This window comes from Streptomyces sp. NPDC085460 (assembly GCF_044541975.1).
Classification (GTDB): Bacteria; Actinomycetota; Actinomycetes; order Streptomycetales; family Streptomycetaceae; genus Streptomyces.
The window spans coordinates 550416-568677 of sequence record NZ_JBITTO010000005.1; the positions used below are offsets into that span (position 1 = coordinate 550416).

The 18262-nt window shown below is 71.9% G+C and carries 19 protein-coding genes; 13 read left to right on the forward strand and 6 right to left on the reverse strand.

What is annotated here, in order from left to right:
* Nucleotides 1-15 precede the first annotated feature (15 nt).
* The 4 genes from ACIGHB_RS16325 (at nucleotide 16) to ACIGHB_RS16340 (ending at nucleotide 2521) form a co-directional block, all read left to right on the forward strand.
* On the forward strand, nucleotides 16-1392 hold the full coding sequence (locus ACIGHB_RS16325) for a CynX/NimT family MFS transporter (protein WP_399913601.1): 1377 nt from the start codon (nucleotides 16-18) through the stop codon (nucleotides 1390-1392).
* Nucleotides 1393-1409: 17 nt separating this feature from the next.
* Nucleotides 1410-1526, forward strand: a complete 117-nt coding sequence (locus ACIGHB_RS16330) for an SGM_5486 family transporter-associated protein (RefSeq protein ID WP_360315565.1) — start codon at nucleotides 1410-1412, stop codon at nucleotides 1524-1526.
* A 237-nt stretch (nucleotides 1527-1763) separates the two neighbouring features.
* Nucleotides 1764-1967 (forward strand): hypothetical protein, encoded by a 204-nt coding sequence (locus tag ACIGHB_RS16335; RefSeq protein WP_360315563.1) that lies wholly within the window; start codon nucleotides 1764-1766, stop codon nucleotides 1965-1967.
* A gap of 35 nt (nucleotides 1968-2002) precedes the next feature.
* A complete protein-coding gene (locus tag ACIGHB_RS16340) occupies nucleotides 2003-2521 on the forward strand; it encodes a histidine phosphatase family protein (RefSeq protein WP_360315561.1) in 519 nt (172 codons plus the stop codon).
* 109 nt (nucleotides 2522-2630) lie between these two features.
* Here ACIGHB_RS16340 and serB read toward each other — a convergent pair whose 3' ends face one another.
* Nucleotides 2631-3872 (reverse strand): phosphoserine phosphatase SerB, encoded by a 1242-nt coding sequence (gene serB / locus ACIGHB_RS16345; RefSeq protein WP_388869422.1) that lies wholly within the window; start codon nucleotides 3870-3872, stop codon nucleotides 2631-2633.
* Nucleotides 3873-4090: 218 nt separating this feature from the next.
* Between serB and ACIGHB_RS16350 the strand changes: the two genes are divergently transcribed.
* Complete coding sequence (locus ACIGHB_RS16350) at nucleotides 4091-6658, forward strand: FHA domain-containing protein (RefSeq protein ID WP_399913605.1); 2568 nt, start codon at nucleotides 4091-4093, stop codon at nucleotides 6656-6658.
* An 83-nt stretch (nucleotides 6659-6741) separates the two neighbouring features.
* Here ACIGHB_RS16350 and ACIGHB_RS16355 read toward each other — a convergent pair whose 3' ends face one another.
* Nucleotides 6742-7551, reverse strand: coding sequence for a transglycosylase SLT domain-containing protein (locus ACIGHB_RS16355; protein WP_360315555.1), 810 nt, complete (start codon nucleotides 7549-7551; stop codon nucleotides 6742-6744).
* Between the two features lie 706 nt (nucleotides 7552-8257).
* On the opposite strand from ACIGHB_RS16355, the gene ACIGHB_RS16360 reads away from it, so the two are divergent.
* The 3 genes from ACIGHB_RS16360 to ACIGHB_RS16370 all read left to right on the forward strand — a co-directional run bounded on the left by ACIGHB_RS16360 (nucleotide 8258) and on the right by ACIGHB_RS16370 (nucleotide 10438).
* Entirely contained in the window at nucleotides 8258-9403 is a 1146-nt protein-coding gene (locus tag ACIGHB_RS16360; RefSeq protein WP_360315553.1) for a GAF domain-containing sensor histidine kinase, read from the forward strand.
* On the forward strand, nucleotides 9396-10040 hold the full coding sequence (locus ACIGHB_RS16365; protein WP_360315551.1) for a response regulator transcription factor: 645 nt from the start codon (nucleotides 9396-9398) through the stop codon (nucleotides 10038-10040). The genes ACIGHB_RS16360 and ACIGHB_RS16365 overlap by 8 nt, the downstream gene beginning before the upstream one ends.
* Nucleotides 10041-10195: 155 nt before the next feature.
* The gene (locus ACIGHB_RS16370) at nucleotides 10196-10438 is read left to right on the forward strand and encodes a chaplin (protein WP_360315549.1); all 243 of its coding nucleotides are present in this window, start codon (nucleotides 10196-10198) and stop codon (nucleotides 10436-10438) included.
* 500 nt (nucleotides 10439-10938) lie between these two features.
* Here ACIGHB_RS16370 and ACIGHB_RS16375 read toward each other — a convergent pair whose 3' ends face one another.
* Nucleotides 10939-11730: a hypothetical protein gene (locus ACIGHB_RS16375; protein WP_399913611.1), complete on the reverse strand. Its 792-nt coding sequence runs from the start codon at nucleotides 11728-11730 to the stop codon at nucleotides 10939-10941.
* 144 nt (nucleotides 11731-11874) lie between these two features.
* Between ACIGHB_RS16375 and ACIGHB_RS16380 the strand changes: the two genes are divergently transcribed.
* From ACIGHB_RS16380 to ACIGHB_RS16395, 4 genes are all read left to right on the forward strand, one after another.
* Nucleotides 11875-12666 carry an ABC transporter ATP-binding protein gene (locus ACIGHB_RS16380; RefSeq protein WP_360315545.1) on the forward strand — a complete coding sequence of 264 codons (792 nt, stop codon included), beginning with the start codon at nucleotides 11875-11877 and terminating at the stop codon, nucleotides 12664-12666.
* Nucleotides 12667-12781: 115 nt separating this feature from the next.
* Nucleotides 12782-13210: an NfeD family protein gene (locus ACIGHB_RS16385; protein WP_360315543.1), complete on the forward strand. Its 429-nt coding sequence runs from the start codon at nucleotides 12782-12784 to the stop codon at nucleotides 13208-13210.
* A 93-nt stretch (nucleotides 13211-13303) separates the two neighbouring features.
* On the forward strand, nucleotides 13304-14245 hold the full coding sequence (locus ACIGHB_RS16390; protein ID WP_360315541.1) for an SPFH domain-containing protein: 942 nt from the start codon (nucleotides 13304-13306) through the stop codon (nucleotides 14243-14245).
* Between the two features lie 125 nt (nucleotides 14246-14370).
* Nucleotides 14371-15123, forward strand: coding sequence for a sulfite exporter TauE/SafE family protein (locus ACIGHB_RS16395; protein WP_399913645.1), 753 nt, complete (start codon nucleotides 14371-14373; stop codon nucleotides 15121-15123).
* Between the two features lie 58 nt (nucleotides 15124-15181).
* Here ACIGHB_RS16395 and ACIGHB_RS16400 read toward each other — a convergent pair whose 3' ends face one another.
* The 3 genes from ACIGHB_RS16400 to ACIGHB_RS16410 all read right to left on the reverse strand — a co-directional run bounded on the left by ACIGHB_RS16400 (nucleotide 15182) and on the right by ACIGHB_RS16410 (nucleotide 17192).
* Nucleotides 15182-15688 (reverse strand): HNH endonuclease, encoded by a 507-nt coding sequence (locus ACIGHB_RS16400; protein ID WP_360315539.1) that lies wholly within the window; start codon nucleotides 15686-15688, stop codon nucleotides 15182-15184.
* A 156-nt stretch (nucleotides 15689-15844) separates the two neighbouring features.
* Complete coding sequence (locus ACIGHB_RS16405) at nucleotides 15845-16384, reverse strand: YbhB/YbcL family Raf kinase inhibitor-like protein (protein ID WP_360315537.1); 540 nt, start codon at nucleotides 16382-16384, stop codon at nucleotides 15845-15847.
* A gap of 25 nt (nucleotides 16385-16409) precedes the next feature.
* Nucleotides 16410-17192 carry a sporulation protein gene (locus ACIGHB_RS16410; protein WP_360315535.1) on the reverse strand — a complete coding sequence of 261 codons (783 nt, stop codon included), beginning with the start codon at nucleotides 17190-17192 and terminating at the stop codon, nucleotides 16410-16412.
* An 87-nt stretch (nucleotides 17193-17279) separates the two neighbouring features.
* Here ACIGHB_RS16410 and ACIGHB_RS16415 point away from each other — a divergent pair, with 87 nt between their 5' ends.
* The gene (locus ACIGHB_RS16415; protein ID WP_360315533.1) at nucleotides 17280-17942 is read left to right on the forward strand and encodes a DNA-3-methyladenine glycosylase; all 663 of its coding nucleotides are present in this window, start codon (nucleotides 17280-17282) and stop codon (nucleotides 17940-17942) included.
* Nucleotides 17943-18262: the final 320 nt, after the last annotated feature.

The following is an 18262-nucleotide window of genomic DNA, read 5'->3' on the forward strand; positions in this document are numbered from 1 at the left end:
TTCTATGATGGTCCCATGTCAGACGAGCCGAAGACCCTCGACCCCGCCGCCGTCACCCGGCCGGCCCCCGCGCCGGAGCGCTCCGCCCCCACCACCCCGGACGGCGGTCGCACCGCCCGCTGGACCCTCGGCCTCGTCTCCGTCGGACTGGTCCTCGCCGCGCTCAACCTGCGCCCCGCGATCACCAGCCTCGGCGCCCTCCTCGAAGAGGTCAGCGCCGGTCTCCACATGAGCGGCACCGTCGCCGGCGTCCTCACCTCCGTGCCGCCGCTCTGCTTCGCGATCTTCGGCATCACCGCCCCGCGCCTGGCCCGCCGCTTCGGCCCCGCCGCCGTCGTCTGCGCCGGCATGGCCGCGATCCTCGCCGGCCTGCTGCTGCGTCCCCTCGCCTCCGGCACCGCCGCCTTCCTCGCCGCCAGCGCCCTCGCCCTCATGGGCATCGCCGTCAGCAACGTCCTGATGCCGGTGATCGTCAAGCGGTACTTCCCCGACCGCATCGGCAGCATGACCGGGCTGTACTCCATGGCCCTCGCGCTCGGCACCTCGCTCGCCGCCGCCGTCACCGTCCCCATGACCGACGCCCTCGGCGGCGACTGGCGGCTCGGCCTCGGCGTCTGGGCGGTGCTCGCCGCCCTCGCCGTCCTGCCCTGGCTCCCGCTCGTCAAGGACCGCACCGGCACCGCCCGTACGGAACCGGGCACCACGGAATCCGGTGCCGGGTCCCGTACGGGGTCCCGTGCCGGATCCCGTACGGAGTCCCGTACCGCGTCCCGTACGGAATCCGGCACCGCGCCCGCCGCCGAGACCGCGCTCCGTCCCCTGTACCGCAGCCGCACGGCCTGGGCCCTCGCCTGCTTCTTCGGCCTCCAGGCCACCGGCGCGTACATCACCATGGGCTGGATGCCGCAGATCTTCCGCGACGCCGGCGTCCCCGCCTCCACCGCGGGCGTCCTCCTCGCGGTCACCATGGTCATGGGCGTCCCGCTCGCCTTCGTCATCCCGCGCCTCGCCACCCGGATGCGCCACCAGGGCCCGATCGTGGTCGCCCTCGGCACCTGCGGCCTCGTCGGCTACACCGGCCTGCTCCTCGCCCCGGCGGGCGGCGCCTGGGTCTGGGCGGTGCTCCTCGGCATCTCGAACTGCTCCTTCCCGCTCGCCCTCACCATGATCGGCATGCGCTCCCGCACCGGGACCGGCGTCGTCCGCCTCTCCGCCTTCGCCCAGTGCGTCGGCTACCTCATCTCCATCCCCGGCCCCCTCCTCGTCGGCGTGCTCTACCAGCACAGCGGCGGCTGGGGCGTGCCGATCGCCCTCATGGGCGGGCTGATGGTGCCGCAGATGATCGTGGGATCGCTCGCCGGACGGGACCGGACGATCGAAGACGAATCCTGAGATGCGAGACTGGGCCCATGCCCGTTCTCGAGCCCAATCCCCAGGGCGGCCAGAAGAAGCTGCTCCTCGTGCTCGGCGCGATGCTCGGCATCACGGTCGTCATCGGTGTCATCGCCTCGATCGCCTCCCCGTGACCCGACCCGACCCCCGCAGGGCGGGGACCCCGGCCGCCCCGGCCGCCCGGGCTGCCCCGGCCGCCCGGGGTAGGGACAACCCCCGTATCCCCTAGGGGGAAGACTCAGGGGCGAGTAGGTGGATCACCGGATGGGCCGTGGCCCCCGCGCTCCCTACGGTGGAGACACACCGCGGTTCCGCGGCACCCACCTCCCCCGAGGACCACGTCCAGGGGGCACTCCACCTCGGAGGCGGCCATGGCGGCCCTCACCCGCACCGGCGACCGGACCACGCCCGCAGGCGTCGACACCCGGCTGCCCTGGTGGGCCCTCGCGCTCCCGGTGGCCGCCTTCACCGTGCTCCTGCTGCTGGTCACCGGGCCCGGTGAGGCCGCGGCGGCGGGCGGGGAGGACGGGATCGGCCGGGTCGTCCGGCTCATCGGGCAAACCCTCGCTCTCTGAGTCAGGACGGGCCGATCCGTGCCAAGCTGTGGACCATGAGCGTCGAATCAACCCGAAGGATCGTGCTGCTCCGGCACGCGAAGGCGGACTGGGGCCAGGAGACCGATCACGAGCGCCCGCTCGCCGAGCGCGGCCGCAAGGACGCACCCGTGGCGGGCCGCCGGCTCGCCCAGTCCGGCATCCACTTCGACCTGGCCCTCTGCTCGACCGCGGCCCGCACCCGTGAGACGTGGAAGCTCGCCGTCCACGAGCTGCCCGAGCGCCCGAAGACGGTCTACGAGGAGCGCATCTACGAGGCGTCCCTCGGCGAGCTCATCGCCCTGCTCAACGAGATCCCGGAGGACGTGGACGACGTCCTCCTCATCGGCCACAACCCCGGCATGCACGCCCTGGCCGACGCCCTCGCCGGCGAGGGGGAGGGCGACCTCATCGCCCGGATGAACCGCAGCGGCTACCCGACCGCCGCCTTCGCCGTCCTCGCCTTCACCGGCACCTGGAAGTCCGTCGAGCACGGCGTCGGCCGCCTCGTCGACTTCTGGACCCCCCACGCCTGACCCCCGCGCCCGGTCCGCCGGCCCGCCCGCGGATGCCCGTACGCGAAAAGGGGCCCGGCCGTCCTCACGACGGCCGGGCCCCTCTCCGTACGACAACGGGCGGGCGGACTCAGTGCTCCAGCGGCTCCTCGCCGCCGTCCGCCGCCTCGACCTCCTCGCGGGTGATCCCCAGCAGGTACAGGACGGTGTCGAGGAACGGCACGTTCACCGCCGTGTGGGCGGCCTTCCGCACCACCGGCTTGGCGTTGAACGCCACCCCGAGCCCCGCCGCGTTCAGCATGTCCAGATCGTTGGCGCCGTCGCCGATCGCCACCGTCTGCGCCAGCGGCACCCCGGCCTCCGCCGCGAACCGGCGCAGCAGCCGCGCCTTGCCCGCCCGGTCCACGATCTCGCCCGTGACCCGGCCGGTCAGCTTCCCGTCCACGATCTCCAGGGTGTTGGCCTGGGCGAAGTCGAGCCCGAGCCGCTCCTTCAGATCATCCGTGACCTGCGTGAAGCCGCCCGAGACCACACCCACCTGGTAGCCGAGCCGCTTCAGCGTACGGATCAGCGTCCGCGCGCCCGGCGTGAGCCGCACCTCGGCCCGCACCTTGTCCACCACCGACGCGTCCAGGCCCTCCAGGAGCGCCACGCGCGCGTGCAGCGACTGCTCGAAGTCCAGCTCGCCGCGCATCGCCGCCGCCGTCACCTCGGCGACCTTCTCCTCGCACCCCGCGTGCGCCGCGAAGAGCTCGATGACCTCGTCCTGGATCAGCGTCGAGTCCACGTCCATGACGACGAGCCGCTGCGCCCGCCGGTGCAGCCCCGCCGAGACCACGGCCACGTCCACCCCGACCGTGTGCGCCTCGGTGGCCAGCGCCGTCCGCAGCACCTCGGTCGCACAGCCCGACACCGCGAACTCGACCGCCGTCACGGGGTACTTCGCCAGCCGGAAGATACGGTCGATGTTGCCGCCCGAGCCGGCGATCCTGGCCGCTATGGCCGCCGTCTGCTCGGCCGTCAGCGGGTGCCCGAGCACGGTCACGTGCGAGCGGCCCTCGCCGCGCGGCCGGTTGTCGCCGGTGCCCGAGATGATCTCCGCCTGGAGCTTCAGCGACTCGGCCCAGCTGTGCACGGTGGCGCGCAGCTCGCCCTGCGTGGCGACGGTCGGCTCGGTGACCAGCGCGCACAGCACCAGCCGGCCGCGCGACACGACCTGCTCGATGTCGACGACGTCCACGGAGAAGGCGGCCAGGGTGTCGAAGAGACCGGCGGTGATACCGGGCCGGTCCTTCCCGAAGATCTTGACGAGAAGCGTGGGCACGTCCGCGGCGTGCACGGCGGGAACGTCCGGTGTCTGCGATGCGCTCATGGTGCTCCCACCGTATCGGGCACCCGGTGCCACCCGGCGCCCCGTCCCGCGTTCCGGACACCCGCCCGGCCGAACACCGTCCCGGAGGGGCCCGGAGGCCCTCCCCCGGGTCTTCACGCCGCCCGACTTTCGGATCGGGGACCCGGCCTGAAATAGTTCCCCAGGATGATTCGCCATCCCTAGGGCCCCCGTGTCGGGGGTGCATCGGGGGACACACAGTGGGGCATGGAGTGCCAGAACTCGTACTCGAACTCAACGGCAGGACCTGGACGCTGGAGCCGTCCCGGTCGTACACCCTGGGGCGCGACCCCCAGGGCGACCTGGTCATCGACGACGCCAGGGTCTCGTGGCGGCACGCCACGATCAGCTGGAACGGCCGGAGCTGGGCCATCGAGGACCACGGCTCCACCAACGGCACCTTCGTCGCCGGGCAGCGCCTCCAGCAGCTGGAGATCGGCCCCGGGACCGCCGTCCACCTCGGCAACCCGACGGACGGCCCGCGCCTGAACCTCTCCGCCGCGCACGCCGGACAGCCGGCCCACGCCCACCAGGGCGGCGCCCCGGTCCAGCCGGTCCAGCCGCCGGTCGGGCAGCAGGCCCAGCAGGCCGAGTGGGCCACCCACGACGCCGCGCCGCCGCAGCACGGCGGCTGGCAGCAGCCCGCGCCGCAGCAGGGAGGCCACGTCCAGCCGCAGGTCCCCCACCAGGGCGGCGGTCCGGTCGAGCAGCTCGCCCAGAAGACCCGCGGCGCCGCGGGGGCGTCGTCGGCCTACTCCGAGCGCAGCCCCACCACCTTCCACCAGCTGTCCCTCGGGCACGTGATGCGCATCGGCCGTGCGCTCGAGAACGAACTGGTCGTCTCCGACCTCCAGGTTTCGCGCCACCACGCCGAGTTCCACGCCACGCCCGACGGCCGCATGGAGATCCGCGACCTCGGCTCGCACAACGGCACCTACGTCAACGGCCAGCCGATCCCCAAGGGCGGCACCGCCCTCCTCGGCCCGCAGGACATCGTCGGCGTCGGCCACTCCACCTTCCGGATCGTCGGCGGCCAGCTGGAAGAGTTCGTCGACACCGGCTCGGTCTCCTTCTCGGCCCGCCACCTCACCGTCACCGTCGACGGCGGCAAGCAGATCCTCAAGGACGTCTCCTTCGGCGTCCCCGAGAAGTCGCTCATCGGCGTCATCGGCCCCTCCGGCTCCGGCAAGTCCACCCTCCTCAAGGCGCTCACCGGCTACCGGCCCGCCAACGAGGGCGACGTCCTCTACGACAACCGCAGCCTCTACAAGCAGTTCGCCGAGCTGCGCCAGCGCATCGGCCTGGTCCCGCAGGACGACATCCTGCACAAGGAGCTGACCGTCCAGAAGGCGCTCCGGTACGCCGCCAAGCTCCGCTTCCCCGGCGACACCGCGACCGCCGAGCGCGAGGCCCGCATCGACGAGGTGCTGCGCGAGCTCAAGCTCGACATCCACAAGGAGAAGAAGGTCACCTCCCTCTCCGGTGGCCAGCGCAAGCGCGTCTCCGTCGCCCTGGAGCTGCTGACCAAGCCCTCGCTGATCTTCCTGGACGAGCCGACCTCCGGCCTCGACCCGGGCATGGACCGCGACGTCATGCAGCTGCTCCGCGGCCTCGCCGACGACGGCCGCACCGTCCTCGTCGTCACCCACTCCGTCGCCGAGCTGGCCCTCTGCGACAAGCTCCTGGTGATGGCGCCCGGCGGCTCCGTGGCGTACTTCGGCCCGCCCGACGAGGCGCTGAACTTCTTCGGCTACTCCTCCTGGGCCGACGTCTTCTCCGCCTTCGAGAACTACCGCGACTACGACTGGGCCGGCCGCTGGAAGGGCTCGCAGCACTACCAGCTGTACGCCGCCGACATCGACGCCGTCGCCGCCCAGCCCGTCCACATGCCGCAGCAGGCGATGTCCCGCCCGCCCAAGCCGCAGGGCTGGGGCTCCCAGCTGTGGACGCTGATCCGCCGCTACACCTCGGTGATCGTCTCCGACAAGGGCTTCCTCGCCCTCATGGTGATCCTCCCGGCGGTGATCGGCTCCGTCTCGGTCGTCATCCCCGCCGACTTCGGCCTCGCGCCGCCGACACCGCCGGCCCGGTTCAACGGCGACGCCGGCATCATCATGCTGATCCTCGCGGTCGGCATGTGCTTCTCCGGCGCCGCGAACTCCGTACGAGAGCTGATCAAGGAACGGGTCATCTACGAACGGGAGCGCGCCACCGGCCTCTCCCGCTCGGCCTACCTGATGTCCAAGGTGATCGTCCTCGGCGTCATCACGGCCTTCCAGGGCGTCATCCTCTGCGTCATCGGCTTCGCCATCCGCGACCTGCCCGCCGAGGGCCTCCTCATGCCGCCGGCCGTCGAGCTCTGCCTCGTCGTCATCGCCCTCGGCCTCACCTCGATGATGGTCGGCCTGGTCATCTCCGCCCTGGTGAAGACCGCCGAGAAGACCATGCCGCTGCTGGTCATGTTCGCGATCGTCCAGGTCGTGTTCACCGGCATCCTCTTCAAGGTCTTCGGCTCGCCCGGCCTGGAGCAGTTCGCCTGGCTCATGCCCTCCCGCTGGGCCATCGCCGGCGCCGGCACCACGCTCGACCTCGCGCACCTCATGGCGCCGTGGGACCCGAAGAACCCCACCGACCTGGACCCGCTGTGGGAGCACAGCGCCGGCCAGTGGGGCTTCAACATCGGCGTCCTGCTCTTCATGACCACCGTCCTCGGCATCCTGGTCGCGCGCCTGCTGCGCCGCCACGAGCCCGAGGTCATGCGCAAGTAACGGCGCCCGCCGCACGCGCCTCGCACACGCCGAAGGGCGGCACCCCGCACGGGGTGCCGCCCTTCGGCGTCGTCGGAACAGGCTCAGTACGCGCTGTTGACGTTGTCGATCGAGCCGTAGCGGTCGGCCGCGTAGTTGGCGGCGGCGACGATGTTGGCGACCGGGTCGTACTGGTCGAACTTGGTGCCCTTGACGTGGTACGCCTTGAACGTCGGGTAGATCACCTGGAGCAGGCCCTTGGACGGGACGCCGTTGCGGGCGTTGATGTCCCAGTTGTTGATCGCGTACGGGTTGCCGCTGGACTCGCGCATGATGTTCTTGTGCAGGCCGTGGTACGAGCCCGGGATGTTGTGCTTGTCCATGATGAAGAGCGCCTCGCGGATCCAGCCGTCGAGGTTGTTCGCGAAGACCGGGGTCCGGGCGACGGAACGGCTCGCGGCCGTCTTCGCCGCGGCGCGCTTCTTCGCGTCGGCCTTCGCCTTGGCGGCGGCCTTGGCCTTCGCCGCGGCCTTCGCCTGGGCGGCGGCCTTCTTCGCGGCCGCGTCGGCCTTCGCCTGGGCGGCGGCCTTGACCTGGGCGGCCTTGACGGCCTTCGCCTTGGCCGCGGCCTGCGCCTTGGCCTTCGCCGCGGCGTCCAGCTTGGCCTGGAGGCCCACGGTGGTGTGCTGGTCGGTCACGCTCGCGGCCAGCGCCTTCGCCTGCGGGGCGGCGGCGTCGTACGACCACGCCACCCGCTGGCTCGTGTTCAGCGCCTGCGGCTCGGTCTCCGTGGAGCCGTTGCCGGGCACGAGGGAGAGGGTGAGCGCGGCTGCGCCCAGGGCGGCGACGCCGGCGATCGTGGCCTTGTGGGTCTTCTTCAGACCACGACTGTGGCCAGGGGTGTTCTGAGACATGCAGGACTACCTCTTCGAATCGCTGGGGGTCGCTGGGCCGGGGCGGCGCTGCGCCTGCTCGGCGGCGACGGGGGCAATTCTTAGCGGCAGCAAAATCGGGTGGCAAAGGTGTGACGTACGATCCCGGGTAGTGGATCAGGGGCCCGTGTACGTGCCCGACACATGCCCTCAGGGCTGGTTCGTCCCGCCCCGAACCACCCCAGAACGCCCCACTAGGGAGCTTCGTAAGTGACCTGCGTCCTATGCGCGGGCTCACATAGGGGACGTAACAAACTCACCGGAAGTTGCGTCAGCAATGCGCACGGTGACCGCCCTCCACCTCAAGGAGGACACGCCCCCGGCCCGAACTCCTCCCCGCGCGGCACCCCCTCACCACCCCGGCGTACGCCCCTGTACGCGAGCAGACGGACCACGCGCCCCCGAGCCACCCGCCCCCGCACGCGCGCGCGTACGTCCCTCTTTCCGACACGCGCGTACGTCCCGGCCCTCAGGCACGCGCGTTCTTCCCCGCACCGGCACGGCGCTCCGTGCGTCCCTGCCTCCGGCACGCGCGTACGTCCCGGCCCTCAGGCACGCGCGTACGGGGCCGCCGTGCCGGTGCGGGCCGGGCGGCCCCGAGGGGCACTTCGACCTAGGTCCCGCGACCTGGTCCACGGCCGTCCACAGCCCCATCCGGACCGTCGTACCCCGCCGGTACCGTGAACCCATGAGCCACCGACCGAGCTCCGGCCTCGCCGCCGTGAGCACCGCACTCCTGGCGATGAGCCGGCAGATGGAGGTCCGCGACGTCCTCAAGACGATCGTGGCCTCCGCCCGCGAGCTCCTCGACGCCGAGTACGCGGCCCTGGGCGTCCCCGACGACCACGGCGGCTTCGCCCAGTTCGTCGTCGACGGCGTCAGCGACGCGCAGTGGAAGGCCATCGGCCCGCTGCCCCGGCAGCACGGCGTCCTCGCCGCGATGCTCCACAAGGCCGAGCCCGAGCGGCTCGCCGACGTCCGCGAGGACCCCCGCTTCGGCGGCTGGCCCGACGCCCACCCCGAGCTCTCCGACTTCCTCGGCCTCCCCGTCCGCGACGGCGACGAGACCCTGGGCGCCCTCTTCCTCGCCAACAAGCGCTGCCCCAAGCCCGAGGGCGGCTGCGGCTTCACCGCGGAGGACGAGGAGCTCCTCGGCATCCTCGCCCAGCACGCCGCCATCGCCCTCACCAACGCCCGCCTGTACGAGCGCAGCCGCGAGCTCACCATCGCAGAGGAGCGCTCCCGGCTCGCCCACGAGCTGCACGACGCCGTCAGCCAGAAGCTCTTCTCGCTCCGGCTCACCGCCCAGGCCGCCGCCGCCCTCGTCGACCGCGACCCCGCCCGCGCCAAGGGCGAGCTCCAGCAGGTCGCCGCCCTCGCGGCCGAGGCCGCGGACGAGCTGCGCGCCGCCGTCGTCGAGCTCCGCCCCGCCGCCCTCGACGAGGACGGCCTCGTCCACACCCTGCGCACCCAGATCCAGGTCCTCGACCGCGCCCACACCGCCACCGTGGTCTTCGACAGCCCCGGCATCCGCGCCCTGCCCGCCGCCCAGGAGGAGGCCGTCCTCCGGGTCGCCCAGGAAGCCCTGCACAACGCCCTGCGGCACGCCGACGCCGCCAGGGTCGCCGTCACCCTCGCCCGGAGCGGCCAGGGCGCCCGGCTCACCGTCACCGACGACGGCCGGGGCTTCGACCCGAGGACGGTCCGCCGCGCCGGCCGCCACCTCGGCCTGGTGTCCATGCGTGACCGCGCCGCCGGCGTCGGCGGCGGCCTCACCGTGACCTCCGCCCCCGGCGAGGGCACCACGATCGATATGGAGGTCCCCGGTGGCTGACAAGCCCATCCGCGTGCTCCTGGTCGACGACCACCAGGTCGTCCGCCGCGGCCTGCGCACCTTCCTGGAGGTCCAGGACGACATAGAGGTCGTCGGCGAGGCCGCCGACGGCGCCGAGGGCGTCGCCCGCGCCGAGGAGCTCCGGCCCGACGTCGTCCTCATGGACGTGAAGATGCCGGGCACCGACGGCATCGAGGCCCTCAAGCGGCTCCGGGCCCTCGCCAACCCGGCGAAGGTCCTCATCGTCACCAGCTTCACCGAGCAGCGCACCGTCGTCCCCGCCCTGCGGGCCGGCGCCGCCGGCTACGTCTACAAGGACGTCGACCCCGACGCGCTGGCCGGCGCCATCCGCTCCGTCCACGCCGGCCACGTCCTGCTCCAGCCCGAGGTCGCCGGCTTCCTGCTGACCCAGGACGACGCCCAGGGCGGTACGGGACGCGGCACCACCCTCACCGAGCGCGAGCGCGAGGTCCTCGGCCTCATCGCCGACGGCCGCTCCAACCGCGAGATCGCCCGGGCCCTCGTCCTCTCCGAGAAGACGGTGAAGACCCACGTCTCGAACATCCTCATGAAACTCGACCTCGCCGACCGCACCCAGGCGGCGCTCTGGGCGGTCCGCCACGGCTTCACCACCTGAAACGCGCCGTTCACGCGCCGGGGCGCACGCCCGTTCAGAAGGTCATACGGTCGGGTGTACATCCCCCGTTCGGCGCAACCCGGCGGGGGCGGCGGCGTTCTCCATGGCGTGCTGCGGCGGACCGGCCGCAGCGACGGACCAGGAGGAAGTACCAAGTGAAGAACCTCAAGAAGGCCGCTGCCCTCACCATGGTCGCCGGTGGCATCGTCGCCGCCGGTGCCGGCGTGGCCTCCGCCCACGGCGCCGACGCCCACGGCAAGGCGCTCAACTCCCCGGGCGTCGCCTCCGGCAACCTGGTGCAGGTCCCGGTCCACGTCCCCGTGAACGTCTCCGGCAACACGGTCAACGTGATCGGCCTGCTCAACCCCGCCTTCGGCAACGGCGCCTTCAACGGCTGACCACCCCGCACCACCGACGGCCCCCGGCACCCCCGGGGGCCGTCGCCGCGTTCGCACGCGGTGGCCATGCGTTCCGCCCCCCCGCGGTCGGCATGCCTTCCGCCCCCCGTTGTGGGCATGCGTTCCTCCCCCAGAGGGGGTACCCCCAGGCGGAACGGGTGGGCACAACACCCCCAGGGCGGCGCCCGTCCCCCGAAACCCGCACCCCCTGGACCCGGCCGCACCCCGGAACCCGCACGGCGAAGCCACCCGCACGCCCGCGAAGGTCAGCCCCCCCGCTCCCGCTCCCGCTCCTCCACCCAGGAGTTGTACGCGGCGACCTGTGCCCTCCGAGCCACCCTCTCCACCGGCGCCAGCGCAGCCCCCCGCGCCGCCAGCCCCTCCCGTTCATCGCGTTCCTCGCACCGTTCGGCGCCGGGGGCGCCTCTCGGGCTTCGGTCCGCTGCGCCGGACTCCGTCCGCCGGGAAAGGGGGTGTCCGCCGCGGCCGGCCACAGAAGGTCAGACCCCCCGCTCCCGCTCCCGCTCCTCCACCCAGGAGTTGTACGCGGCGACCTGCGCCCTCCGCGCCACCCTCTCCACCGGCGCCAGCGCAGCCCCCCGCGCCGTCATCTCGGACGCGCTGACCGCGCCCCCGTGGCCGTTGCCGTACGCCAGGTCGACCATCAGGCCGATCCGCTGGGCCAGCTCCAGGACCCGGACCGCGCGCGGCGGGTAGCCGGGGGCGAGGATCTCGCGGCCCGCCTCCGCCCGCGCGCGGTACGCGTCCCGCGCCGCCTCCGCCGCCGGACCCGACGCCGCCACGTCCAGCCGCGTCAGCGCCAGCGTCGCGTCCCGCAGCGCCTCCGCCAGCTCCCGCTCCGCCTCGCTCAGTGACGGCACGTCCGCCGGCGGAGCCTCCCGCACCGTGAGGCAGTGCCACACCACCTCGACGTGCACGTCGCCGCGCGGCCCCGCCTCCGAGACCTCCGGCACGAGCCCGTACGGCGCCCCGTACCCGACCACCGCCTCCTCCGCCTCCAACGCGCGCGCGTTGAAGTCCGGCGGCCCGCTCAGCCCCAGCGGATGCCCCGGCGCCGGCAGCGCCACCCGCCACCCGGTCACCCCGAGCCGCCGCAGCCGGCCCAGCGCCAGCGTCAGCCCCACCGGGCCCGCCTCACCCGGCAGCCCCGCCACGCGGTGCACCGAGTCCTCCCCGACAATCGCCAGCGCCGCGTCGTCCGGCGACACCGCCCCGGCCAGCAGGGCATTCCCCCAGGCGGCCAGGCGTCCTGAACGTGGTTCCGAAAGCATCCCCCCAGACTAAGGACCCGAACGACGCCCTAGGGACCGGCCCGCCCCGCCGATGACGTAGGTTTTCCCGTGGACGCCGCGCCCGCGGCCCAAGGCGACGACACGAGCCGACACGACTCGACGGCAAGGGGAGACAACGCGCTCATGAGCGATGTACTGGAGCTGGTGGACGTATCCGTGGTCCGCGACGGACGGGCTCTGGTGGACGGGGTCTCCTGGTCGGTCAAGGAAGGAGAGCGCTGGGTCATCCTCGGCCCCAACGGCGCCGGCAAGACCACCCTCCTCAACGTCGCCTCCAGCTACCTCTACCCCACCACCGGCACCGCCACCGTCCTCGGCGAGCGCCTCGGCGGCGTCGACGTCTTCGAGCTGCGCCCCCGCATCGGCATGGCCGGCATCGCCATGGCGGAGAAGCTGCCCAAGCGCCAGACCGTTCTGCAGACCGTCCTCACCGCCGCGTACGGCATGACCGCCACCTGGCACGAGGACTACGACCCGGTCGACGAGGACCGCGCCCGCGCCTTCCTCGACCGCCTCGGCATGAACGACTACCTGGACCGCAAGTTCGGCACCCTCTCCGAGGGCGAGCGCAAGCGCACCCTGATCGCCCGCGCGATGATGACCGACCCCGAGCTGCTCCTCCTCGACGAGCCCGCCGCCGGTCTCGACCTCGGCGGCCGCGAGGACCTGGTCCGCCGCCTCGGCCGCCTCGCCCGGGACCCGTACGCCCCCTCCATGATCATGGTCACCCACCACGTCGAGGAGATCCCGCCCGGCTTCACCCATGTCCTGATGATCCGTCAGGGCAAGCTGCTCGCCGCCGGACCCATGGAGACCGAGCTCAACTCCCGCAACCTCTCCCGCTGTTTCGGCCTCCCGCTCGTCGTCGAGCGCGTCGGAGACCGCTGGACCGCGCAGGGCCTGCCCCTCAAGTAGCCCCGCCCCACAGGGCCGTGAACCGCCGTGACCCGCACAGCCACGGCACCGGCGCCCGAACCGGCACCCCGCCGCGCCCTGTCCCACGAGGCCCCACCCGCCCTACCATGACCCTGTGGACATCGACGCATGGATCTGGTGGCTGATCGGCGCGGTGGGGCTCGGCATTCCCCTGGTCCTCACCGCGATGCCCGAGTTCGGCATGTTCGCGGTCGGCGCCGTCGCGGGCGCGGTCACCGCCGCCCTCGGCTTCGGCCTCACCGCCCAGGTGATCGTCTTCGTGGTCGTCTCCGTCGCGCTCATCGCCGTCGTGCGGCCCATCGCCGCCCGCCACCGCAAGGGCGACCCCGCCCTCGCCACCGGCATCGACGCGCTGAAGGGCCGTCAGGCCCGCGTCCTGGAGCGGGTCGACGCCCAGGGCGGCCGCATCAAACTCGCCGGCGAGATCTGGTCGGCCCGCTCCCTCGACGCCACCCGCGTCTTCGAACCGGGCGAGGAGGTCGACGTCGTCGAGATCGAGGGGGCGACCGCCGTCGTCATCTGACCGAAGGCCGCCCATGACGCCCCGCCGTCTGGGAAACTCGATCATCGAAACAGACCCGGCAGACAACCGGCAGCGAAGGGCACGGGGAACACGATGTCAGCAGTCATCATCGTCCTGATCATTCTGGTGGTGCTCGTCTTCATCGCCCTGATCAAGACGATCCAGGTCATCCCGCAGGCCAGCGCCGCGATCGTGGAGCGCTTCGGCCGCTACACGCGCACCCTCAACGCCGGCCTCAACATCGTCGTCCCGTTCATCGACACGATCCGCAACCGCATCGACCTCCGCGAACAGGTCGTCCCCTTCCCGCCCCAGCCGGTGATCACCCAGGACAACCTGGTCGTCAACATCGACACCGTCATCTACTACCAGGTGACCGACGCGCGGGCCGCGACCTACGAGGTCGCCAGCTACATCCAGGCCATCGAGCAGCTCACCGTCACCACCCTCCGCAACATCATCGGCGGCATGGACCTGGAGCGGACCCTCACCTCCCGCGAGGACATCAACGCCGCCCTCCGCGGCGTCCTCGACGAGGCCACCGGCAAGTGGGGCATCCGCGTCAACCGCGTCGAGCTCAAGGCGATCGAGCCGCCGACCTCCATCCAGGACTCCATGGAGAAGCAGATGCGCGCCGACCGCGACAAGCGCGCCGCCATCCTCCAGGCCGAGGGCGTCCGCCAGTCCGAGATCCTCCGCGCCGAGGGCGAGAAGCAGTCCGCCATCCTCCGCGCCGAGGGCGAGTCCCAGGCCGCCGCCCTGCGCGCCGAGGGCGAGGCCCAGGCCGTCCGCACCGTCTTCGAGGCCATCCACGCCGGAGACCCGGACCAGAAGCTCCTCTCATACCAGTACCTCCAGATGCTCCCCAAGATCGCCGAGGGCGACGCCAACAAGCTCTGGATCGTCCCCAGCGAGATCGGCGACGCCCTCAAGGGCCTCTCCGGAGCCCTCGGCAACATGGGCCAGGGTGCTCCGGCCCCCTCCTTCACCAAGGACGTCCCGCCCGCCAGGCGAGAAGAACCCACCGTCGACTGAACAGATTGCTGACACGTACACGTAACTCCGGGCATGATCGGTGCGAGCCCCTCGACCCTCGCCACGCGCAGGGCGGGGAGGCGAGCCACTGACCATGTGAGGAAACGGCCTTGTCCATCTGGGAAATGCTGGCGGTCTTCGCCGCCGGCATCGGCGCCGGCGCCATCAACACCATCGTGGGATCGGGGACGCTCATCACGTTCCCGGTCCTCCTCGCGACCGGACTGCCCCCGATCACCGCGAACGTCTCCAACGCCCTCGGCCTCGTCCCAGGCTCCATCAGCGGAGCCATCGGCTACCGCCGCGAGCTCAAGGGCCAGACCCGCCGGGTGCTCCGCCTCGGCGCCGCCGCCCTCGTCGGCGGCCTCGTCGGCGCGATCCTGCTGCTCGCCCTGCCGTCCGAGGCGTTCGACGCGATCGTCCCCGTCCTCATCGGACTGGCCCTGATCCTCGTCCTCTTCCAGCCCCGCATCGCCGCCGCCGTCCGCCGCCGGCGCGAACGCACCGGCACCGAGGCCCACCCCGACGGCGGCCCGGCCCTCCTCGTCGGCCTCACCCTCGCCAGCATGTACGGCGGTTACTTCGGCGCCGCCCAGGGAGTCCTCTACCTCTCCCTCATGGGCCTGCTCCTCCACGACGACCTCCAGCGGATCAACGCGGTCAAGAACGTCCTCGGCGCCCTCGTCAACGGCGTCGCCGCCGTCTTCTTCCTCTTCGTCGCCGAGTTCGACTGGACCGCCGTCCTCCTCATCGCCCTCGGCTCCACCCTCGGCGGCCAGATCGGCGCCAAGGTCGGCCGCCGCCTCAAGCCCGCCGTCCTGCGCGGCGTGATCATCGCCGTCGGCGTCGTCGCCATCCTCCAGCTCACCCTGAAGTGACCCCGGAACGACGCGGGGCCCGCCCCGACGGGGGCGGGCCCTGACACGTCCGTACGGATCAGGCGGCGGTACGCGCCAGCCACTCCGGCAGCTCCGACCGCTCACCGGCCCGCATCGCCAGCAGCATCGCGTCCGCCGGCGTCGGCACGAACGGCTCGAACAGCAGTGGCATCCCCGCCTGCTCGGGCGTCCGGTCCGCCTTCCGGTGGTTGTCCTCCGCGCAGGACGCCACCGTGTTCAGCCAGCTGTCCCCACCACCCTGCGCCCGCGGCACCACGTGGTCCACGGTCGTCGCGCGCTTCCCGCAGTACGCGCACCGGTGCTGGTCCCTGACCAGCACGCCCCTCCTCGACCACGGCGCCTGTCTTCGGAAGGGCACCCGGACGAACCGGCAGAGCCTGATCACCCGGGGCACCGGAAGGTCCACGGCGGCGGCACGCACCCGCAGATCGGGATGGGACTGCTCCACGACGGCCTTGTCCTGCAGGACAAGCACCACCGCACGGTTGAGTGTGACCGTCGAAAGCGGCTCGAAGCTCGCGTTCAGTACCAGCGTGTCCCGCATTGTGCCCACCTCCCGTGTGCCGGCCCACCCCCTGGCGGGCTTGGATCAAACGATGGCCGGGCAGGCCGGGGTCGGACAACGTAATTTCGTGCGCAACAAAAGATGCCCGCTTCTGATCTCTCCAGGACCAGAAGCGGGCAAACAACAGACGAACGATCAACCTGCCGCGGGAGCCGCGTACTCACCGACCAACTGGGCCCGGCCCAGCGTGTGGAACCGCAGGTTGAACCCGACCGCGGCCGGCGGGGTGTCGGCGTCCGGCCCCAGCTTCTCCGTGTCCACCGCGTACACCGTGAACACGTACCGGTGCGCCGGGTCCCCGGCCGGCGGGGCCGCCCCGCCGAACTCCTTCGACCCGTAGTCGTTCCGCGCGTGCACCGCACCGGCCGGCAGCCCCTCGAAGGAGCCCGAGCCGGCACCCGTGGGCAGCTCGGTCACGGACACCGGGATGTCGAAGACCACCCAGTGCCAGAACCCGCTGCCCGTCGGGGCGTCCGGATCGAAGCAGGTCACGGCGAAGCTCTTGGTCTCCGCCGGGAATCCCTCCCAGCGCAGCTGCGGGGAGGTGTTCCCCTCCGCGTACACCTGAGCGTCCTTCAGCACCGCGCCGGGCGCCACGTCGTCGCTCGTCACCGTGAACTCCGCCACCGGCGGATGGAAGGCGTGGGGGAGCGGTGCCCTCTGACCCTCGGTCATGATCGAAACCTCCTGGCCGTCCGTGTCACATCCAGTTGCGACGGCCACCGACCTCGGCGAGCCACTGGTTCAGGTAGGCGTTCCAGTCGGTGCCCTGGTAGTCGTCCAGACCGACCTTGAACGCCCGGAAGGAGTCGCTGCCCTCGGTGAAGAGCCCCGGCTTCTTGTCCATCTCCAGGACGACGTCCATCTCGCGGTCGTCCGCGACGAAGCTGACCTCGACCTGGTTCAGGCCGCGGTACTGCTGCGGCGCGAAGAACTCGATCTCCTGGTAGAAGGGGAGCTTCTGGCGGGTGCCGCGGATGTGCCCGCGCTCCATGTCCGCGCTCTTGAAGCGGAAGCCCAGCTGGATGAAGGCGTCGAGGATCGCCTGCTGCGCCGGCAGCGGGTGCACGTTGATCGGGTCGAGGTCGCCCGAGTCCACCGCGCGCGCGATCTCCAGCTCGGTGGAGACGCCGATCTCCATGCCGTGCAGTCGCTGGCCGCCGATCGTGTTGACCGGGGTCTCCCACGGGATCTCCAGGCCGAACGGCACCACGTGCACCGCGCCGGCCTTCACCTCGAAGGCACCGCCCAGCCGCACCTTCACGAACTCGACGTCCTGCTTGTGCTCCTGGTCGCCGCCCTCGACCTCGACACGCGCCTGCAGACCGACGGACAGGCCCTCGATCTGCTGGTCGACGCTGCCGCCCTGGATCCGGACCTCGCCCTGGACGACGCCGCCCGGGACCACGTTCTCCTCGGTGAGCACCGTCTCCACGGTGGCCCCGCCGGCACCCAGGCTCGCCAGCAGCTTCTTGAATCCCATGCCACTCACTCCTTCTCGTTCCTGTCCCCTACATACGCGCGACGACCGTAGCGGGTTCCGGAGCGTTCCCCGTTACGCTCGGACGCCATGAGCGAGAGCCCCGACCGTACGCCGCTCCCGCGGAGCTTCTTCGACCGCCCCGTCCTGGAGGTCGCCCCCGACCTCCTGGGCCGCACCCTCGTGCGTACCACCGCCGAGGGCCGCATCGCACTGCGGCTCACCGAGGTGGAGGCGTACGCCGGAGCGATCGACCCGGGCTCGCACGCCTTCCGTGGCCGTACGCCCCGCAACGCCGTCATGTTCGGCCCGCCGGGTCACGCGTACGTCTACTTCACCTACGGCATGTGGCACTGCCTGAACCTGGTGTGCGGCCCGGAGGGCGAGGCGAGCGGGGTGCTGCTCCGAGCCGGCGAGATCCTGCACGGCGCGGAGCTGGCCCGCCCCCGCCGCCGCACGGCCCGCAAGGACGCCGAACTGGCGCAGGGCCCGGCCCGCCTCGCCACCGCCCTGGACGTCCCCCGCTCCCTGAACGGCACCGACGTCTGCGCCGGCCCGGACGCCCCCCTCGGCGTCCTCACCGGCACCCCGCCGTCCCCTGCCCTCATCCGTACGGGCCCGCGCACCGGCGTCGGCGGCGACGGCGCCCCGCATCCCTGGCGCTTCTGGATCGCCGAGGACCCGACGGTCAGTCCGTACCGTCCCCACACGCCCCGGAAGCGCCGACTTGACCCGGCCTCGACGGACGCGTAATGTAGCCCGAGCCGCTTGAGACGGTGGTGCTTCTTCAAGCACCCCGAGAGCGGCCAACCACTCACTGCGACGAATCCCTACGGGGCCTATTTCGGCATGCCGGAATTCGCTTCGAATGGCTCGATTATGAGCCGCCGGGGAAATCGGCTAAAGTAGTGGAAGCGCCGGAAGGCCCCGAGAAAACAAATTCGGGACCGGAAAGCACCGAGGAAATCGGATCGGAAAGATCTGATAGAGTCGGAAACGAAGGAAGCGCCCGGAGGGCCTGGAAACAGGAACGAAGGAAGCGTCCGCACCTTGAGAACTCAACAGCGTGCCAA

Coding starts and splice junctions, on each gene's coding strand:
- ACIGHB_RS16325 (WP_399913601.1), top strand. CDS start 16: ATGTCAGACGAGCCGAAGACCCTCGACCCCGCCGCCGTCACCCGGCCG.
- ACIGHB_RS16330 (WP_360315565.1), top strand. CDS start 1,410: ATGCCCGTTCTCGAGCCCAATCCCCAGGGCGGCCAGAAGAAGCTGCTC.
- ACIGHB_RS16335 (WP_360315563.1), top strand. CDS start 1,764: ATGGCGGCCCTCACCCGCACCGGCGACCGGACCACGCCCGCAGGCGTC.
- ACIGHB_RS16340 (WP_360315561.1), top strand. CDS start 2,003: ATGAGCGTCGAATCAACCCGAAGGATCGTGCTGCTCCGGCACGCGAAG.
- serB (WP_388869422.1), bottom strand. CDS start 3,872: ATGAGCGCATCGCAGACACCGGACGTTCCCGCCGTGCACGCCGCGGAC.
- ACIGHB_RS16355 (WP_360315555.1), bottom strand. CDS start 7,551: ATGTCTCAGAACACCCCTGGCCACAGTCGTGGTCTGAAGAAGACCCAC.
- ACIGHB_RS16360 (WP_360315553.1), top strand. CDS start 8,258: ATGAGCCACCGACCGAGCTCCGGCCTCGCCGCCGTGAGCACCGCACTC.
- ACIGHB_RS16375 (WP_399913611.1), bottom strand. CDS start 11,730: ATGCTTTCGGAACCACGTTCAGGACGCCTGGCCGCCTGGGGGAATGCC.
- ACIGHB_RS16380 (WP_360315545.1), top strand. CDS start 11,875: ATGAGCGATGTACTGGAGCTGGTGGACGTATCCGTGGTCCGCGACGGA.
- ACIGHB_RS16390 (WP_360315541.1), top strand. CDS start 13,304: ATGTCAGCAGTCATCATCGTCCTGATCATTCTGGTGGTGCTCGTCTTC.
- ACIGHB_RS16395 (WP_399913645.1), top strand. CDS start 14,371: ATGCTGGCGGTCTTCGCCGCCGGCATCGGCGCCGGCGCCATCAACACC.
- ACIGHB_RS16400 (WP_360315539.1), bottom strand. CDS start 15,688: ATGCGGGACACGCTGGTACTGAACGCGAGCTTCGAGCCGCTTTCGACG.
- ACIGHB_RS16405 (WP_360315537.1), bottom strand. CDS start 16,384: ATGACCGAGGGTCAGAGGGCACCGCTCCCCCACGCCTTCCATCCGCCG.
- ACIGHB_RS16410 (WP_360315535.1), bottom strand. CDS start 17,192: ATGGGATTCAAGAAGCTGCTGGCGAGCCTGGGTGCCGGCGGGGCCACC.
- ACIGHB_RS16415 (WP_360315533.1), top strand. CDS start 17,280: ATGAGCGAGAGCCCCGACCGTACGCCGCTCCCGCGGAGCTTCTTCGAC.